At 65.1% G+C, this 4,777-nt stretch carries 5 protein-coding genes and 1 pseudogene; 4 read left to right on the top strand and 2 right to left on the bottom strand.

What is annotated here, in order from left to right; all coding sequences use genetic code 11:
* The first annotated feature begins 151 nt into the window (after positions 1–151).
* From ftsA to AB3X43_RS19115, 4 genes are all read left to right on the top strand, one after another.
* Positions 152–1,381, top strand: a complete 1,230-nt coding sequence (gene ftsA, locus AB3X43_RS19100; protein WP_369431460.1) for a cell division protein FtsA — start codon at positions 152–154, stop codon at positions 1,379–1,381.
* 26 nt (positions 1,382–1,407) lie between these two features.
* Positions 1,408–2,616, top strand: coding sequence for a cell division protein FtsZ (ftsZ, locus tag AB3X43_RS19105; protein WP_369431461.1), 1,209 nt, complete (start codon positions 1,408–1,410; stop codon positions 2,614–2,616).
* 101 nt (positions 2,617–2,717) lie between these two features.
* Positions 2,718–3,653: a UDP-3-O-acyl-N-acetylglucosamine deacetylase gene (lpxC, locus tag AB3X43_RS19110; RefSeq protein WP_369431462.1), complete on the top strand. Its 936-nt coding sequence runs from the start codon at positions 2,718–2,720 to the stop codon at positions 3,651–3,653.
* A gap of 16 nt (positions 3,654–3,669) precedes the next feature.
* Positions 3,670–3,855, top strand: coding sequence for a hypothetical protein (locus AB3X43_RS19115; protein WP_369431463.1), 186 nt, complete (start codon positions 3,670–3,672; stop codon positions 3,853–3,855).
* 32 nt (positions 3,856–3,887) lie between these two features.
* On the opposite strand, the gene ruvC is transcribed toward AB3X43_RS19115, so the two are convergent.
* Positions 3,888–4,442 (bottom strand): crossover junction endodeoxyribonuclease RuvC, encoded by a 555-nt coding sequence (ruvC, locus tag AB3X43_RS19120; RefSeq protein WP_369431464.1) that lies wholly within the window; start codon positions 4,440–4,442, stop codon positions 3,888–3,890.
* 23 nt (positions 4,443–4,465) lie between these two features.
* Positions 4,466–4,777: pseudogene (purH, locus tag AB3X43_RS19125) on the bottom strand (bifunctional phosphoribosylaminoimidazolecarboxamide formyltransferase/IMP cyclohydrolase); the annotation flags it as partial.

Raw genomic sequence — 4,777 nt, forward strand, 5'->3', positions numbered from 1 at the left:
CAGATCACCGCCCGCTTCGATCACCGGGCGATCGAGTACGCCGACCTGCGGCACAGTGAAAGTTACGCCCTGAGGCTGGCCGGCATGGGCACCACGCCGGTGGCTGTCCGCGCAGGCAAGGGTCATTGAAGGCGATATGCAAGGAACACGAATGGCCAAGGAATACAACGATCTGGTCGTCGGACTCGATATCGGCACCGCCAAGGTCATGGCGGTGGTGGCCGAAATCCTGCCGGACGGCGAGATGCGTCTTGCCGGGCTCGGCGTGGCGTCCTCGCACGGGCTCAAGCGTGGCGTCGTGGTCAACATCGACGCCACCGTGCAGTCGATCCAGCACGCGCTGAAAGAGGCGGAGATGATGGCCGACTGCAAGATCGGTCGGGTCTACACAGGTATTTCCGGCAGTCACGTGCGCGGCCGAAATTCCACGGGCATGGTCATTGTCCGGGACAAGGAAGTCGGTACGGTCGACGTGGCCCGCGTGGTCGAGACCGCCAAGGCCATCAATATTCCAAATGATCAACGCCTGTTGCTGGTCGAACCCCAGGAATTTGTCATTGATGGCCAGGAAGTGCGCGAGCCGGTGGGCATGAGTGGCGAGCGGCTGGAGGTTCGGGTCCATATCGTGACCGGTGCCTTCAGCGCGGCCGAGAATATCGTCAAATGTGTGCGGCGCTGCGGCCTGGAGGTCGAGCAGCTGGTTCTCAACCCGAGTGCATCCAGCCTGTCGGTGCTCACGCCGGACGAAAAGGACCTCGGCGTCGTGCTTGTGGATATCGGGGCCGGCACGACCGATGTGGCGATTTTCACGGACGGTGCAATCCGTCATACTGCAGTGATCCCGATTGCGGGGGATTTGATCACCAGTGACATCGCGATGGCCCTGCGCACCCCGACCAAGGATGCCGAGGACGTCAAGATCGAGTTCGGCGTGGCCAAGCAATTGCTGGCAGATCCGTCCGAGCAGCTCGAAGTGCCGGGTCTGGGGGACCGGGTGCCTCGGGTGCTGAGCCGGCAGGCCTTGGCCGGCGTGATCGAACCGCGGGTAGAAGAGATTTTTTCGCTGGTTCAGCAAGTCATTCGCGACAGTGGCTACGAAGAGTTGCTGTCTTCTGGCATTGTGCTGACCGGCGGCTCGGCAGTGATGCCGGGAATGATCGAATTGGCAGAGGACATATTCCTCAAGCCCGTGCGAATGGGGATTCCGACGTACAGCGGAGCCCTGCACGACATGGTGGCCAGCCCACGGGCCTCGACGGCGATGGGTTTGCTGGAGGAAGCGCGTCTGGCGCGCATGCGGGGATTGAGGTCAGCTCCCTCCGGCGGTACGGCGCAGGGTTTGTTCGGCAAGGCACGGGATTGGTTCTTGAAGAGTTTCTGATGTAATTCAGATCCAAGGAGAGCGGCATGGGAATCGAGATGATTGAAGAGTTCAACCAGGGCACGCAGATCAAGGTGATCGGCGTGGGTGGTGGTGGTGGCAATGCGGTCGATCACATGATCAACCGCGGGGTGCAAGGGGTGGAGTTCATCTGCGCCAACACCGACGCGCAGGCACTGAACCGGTCCAAGGCACACACTTTGTTGCAATTGGGGCACACTGGTTTGGGGGCCGGTTCGCGTCCCGAAGCTGGAAAAGCCTCTGCGGAAGAAGCCGTCGATCGCATCAAGTCGTCGCTCGAAGGCGCGCACATGGTGTTCATCACCGCGGGCATGGGCGGCGGCACTGGCACCGGCGCAGCTCCGGTCATCGCCCGGCTGGCCAAGGACATGGGCATCCTGACCGTCGGCGTCGTGACCAAGCCCTTCGATTTCGAAGGCCCGCGCCGCATGAAGCAGGCCGATGTCGGGCTGAACGAACTCGAAGCCAACGTCGATTCGCTGATCGTCGTGCTCAACGAGAAGCTGCTCGAAGTGCTGGGCGACGACGTCACGCAGGAAGAGGCGTTTGCCGAAGCCAATGACGTGCTGCGCAATGCCGTTGGCGGCATCAGCGACATCATCCACATCCCTGGCCTCGTCAACGTCGACTTCGAAGACGTGAAGACCGTGATGAGCGAGCCGGGCAAGGCCATGATGGGGACGGCCACCGCCAGCGGCCCGGACCGCGCCACCAAGGCTGCCGAAGCCGCGGTGGCCTGCCCGCTGCTGGAAGGTGTCGATCTGTCCGGCGCGCGTGGCGTGCTGGTGCTGATCGCTGCGAGCAAGCAGAACTTCAAGCTCTCCGAGAGCCGCAACGCGATGACCACCATCCGTCGCTATGCCGCCGAGGAAGCGCACGTCATCTATGGCACGGCCTACGACGAGAGCCTGGGCGACGCGCTGCGCGTGACGGTGATCGCCACCGGCCTGGCTCCTGCCGGCAAGCAGCAGCCGCAACAGGTCCCGCAGCAACGCGTGGCGCCGATGCAGGTCGTGCAGCCCTCGATGGGCCAGCGCACCGGCACCGACAACATTCCCGTGCTGACCCATCCGCTGGTCTCTCCCAGCCACGCCAGCGCTCCCAGCGTCTGGCGTCCGAATCGCACCCAGGCCTCGGCCAAGGTGGATGCACTGGCTGCCAACGGCATGGACGAGATCGAGATTCCGGCGTTCCTGCGCAAGCAGGCCGACTGATCCCTTCCTCAGCCACACGCTCTCCCCTCCCGCCTGCCTGACCGGCCCGGTGTCCTCGCGGACACCGGGCCTTGTTCCGTGTTGTTGCCTAGAATGCCGCCATGCTGCAACAACGTACCCTCCAATCGCTGACCCGTGCCGTCGGAGTCGGCCTGCACAGCGGCCAGAAGGTCGAACTGACACTGCGTCCCGCAGCCCCGGACACCGGGCTGGTCTTCCGCCGCATCGACCTGCCGCAGCCGGTCGACATTCCGGTGACCCCCGAGTCGGTCTGCGACACGCGCATGGCCACGACCATTTCACCGGGTGGTGATCCTGGCGCGCCCAAGGTGCAGACCATCGAGCATCTGCTGTCGGCGATCGCGGGGCTGGGACTGGACAATCTCTACATCGACATCACGGCCGACGAGGTGCCCATCCTCGACGGTTCGGCGGCGAGTTTCGTCTTCCTGCTGCAGAGTGCGGGCATCGCGCTGCAGAACGTGGCCAAGAAGTTTCTGCGCGTGAAGAAAGCCGTCGAGATCCGCGAAGGCGAAGGCCGCACGCTGAAATGGGCCCGGCTCGCACCACACCATGGCTACCGCCTCGGCTTCGAGATCGAATTCGGCCACCCGGCGGTGGATGCCACTGGCCAGCGTGTCGTCTTCGACTTCGCCACCGGCCGCTACAAGCAGGACATCGCCCGAGCCCGCACCTTCGGTTTCACGAAGGACGTGGAGATGATGCGCTCGCGCGGCCTGAGTCTGGGTGGCAGCATGGACAACGCCATCGTCATCGACGATTACCGCGTGCTGAATGCAGAAGGGCTGCGCTACGACGACGAGTTCGTGAAGCACAAGATCCTCGATGCGATCGGCGATCTGCACGTCTGCGGCAAGCCGCTGCTGGCCGACTACACCGCCTTCAAGAGCGGCCATGCCCTCAACAACAAGCTGCTGCGCAAGTTGCTGGCCGACGAGACCGCCTGGGAGATCGTCACCTTCCCGGACGAGAAACTCGCACCGCAGGGCATGGCCGAACTCGCCCCGGCCTGGTGAGTCGGGAGACGCGGCGATGATGGTGTTCCGTGTCCTGGTCTTCCTGCTGCTGGTGTCGGGGCTGCTCAGCTTCGGGCTGTACCTGGCGACCGGGCAGCCGGTCTGGCGGCGACGGGCGATGGCCATCATCCGCTGGACGGTGATTGCCGGGCTGGCCTTCTTCTCCGTGCTGCTGCTGGAGCGGCTGGCCCTCGTGCTGTAGCCGCCGCCGTTGCGGGACGCTGCGGTCCAGGTTCAGTAGCTGCGCCCGCCCCGGTACTGCGCGTGGGCCTTGCGGTTGAGCGTGCCGCCCTGGGCGAGTGCCGCGAACGAGCTGCCCGCATGGGCGTGGGTGATCGCCAGTCCGAGCGCGTCGGCGGCGTCCTTGCCCGGCAGCACCGGCAACTGCAGCAGCCGCTGCACCATGGCCTGGACCTGCTCCTTGCTGGCGTGGCCGTGGCCGACGATGGCCTTCTTCATCTGCAATGCCGTGTACTCGCACACGCTCAGCGTGCTGCTGGAGGACACCAGCGCCGCCAGCGCCGCCCCGCGCGCCTGCCCGAGCAGCAGCGTGCTCTGCGGGTTGACGTTGACGAAGACGATCTCGACCGTCGCCGTGTCCGGCTGGTAGGTCGAGACCACCTCGCGCACACCCTCGAAGATGATGCGGATGCGCTGCGGCAGGTCACCGCGTGGCGCTTCGGCTGTCTTGATGGTGCCGCTGGCGACGTAGCTCAGGCGCGGGCCATCTGCGTCGATGACGCCGAAGCCGGTGACCTGGAGACCCGGATCGATACCGAGGATGCGCATCCGGGCCTGTCCTGCCGTGCCGCTCAGTGGCGGAAATGCCGCGTGCCGGTGAGCACCATCACGATGCCACGCTCGTCGGCTGCGGCGATGACTTCGGCGTCACGCATCGAGCCACCTGGCTGGATGACGCAGGTCGCGCCTGCGTCCACGACCACGTCCAGCCCGTCACGGAACGGAAAGAACGCATCGCTGGCCACGGCCGTGCCCTGCAGCGTCAGCCCGGCGTGGCCGGCCTTGATGCTGGCGATGCGCGCCGAGTCGAGCCGGCTCATCTGGCCAGCACCGACGCCCATCGTCATGCCGTCCTTGCAGAAGACGATGGCGTTGCTCTTGAC

Source organism: Sphaerotilus sp., from assembly GCF_041083715.1.
Taxonomy (GTDB): domain Bacteria; phylum Pseudomonadota; class Gammaproteobacteria; order Burkholderiales; family Burkholderiaceae_C; genus Sphaerotilus.